We start from the raw sequence: 290 nt of genomic DNA on the forward strand, positions 1-290 counted from the left end.
GTACACTCTTTCAGCAAATTCTCATTATTGCCAATACCACACGAACGGTTGATCGAAGCTTAATTGAAGCTGGCTATACGCTTGGCACCAATAAGCTCAAAAGTTTATTTCATGTGGTGATTCCTGCTGCCTTACCTGATATTTACCGTGACTTACGTGTGCTATTGGGCTGGGCATGGACCTATTTAATTGTTTCAGAGTTGATTGGTACGACCTCGGGTATTACATGGTTTATCACCCAACAGGCACGCTATCAAAACTTTGACAATGTCTATGCGGCCATTTTGATT

Annotated in this window: 1 protein-coding gene; it reads left to right on the forward strand. The window is 42.1% G+C overall.

The features are described from left to right. On the forward strand, positions 1–290 hold a 290-nt coding region (locus ACNQ0W_RS25635), incomplete at both ends, for an ABC transporter permease (protein ID WP_417933336.1).

Origin of the sequence: Enterobacter cloacae complex sp. 6730903, from assembly GCF_048283985.1 — a bacterium.
GTDB classification, from domain to species: Bacteria; Pseudomonadota; Gammaproteobacteria; order Enterobacterales; family Enterobacteriaceae; genus Enterobacter; species Enterobacter hormaechei_C.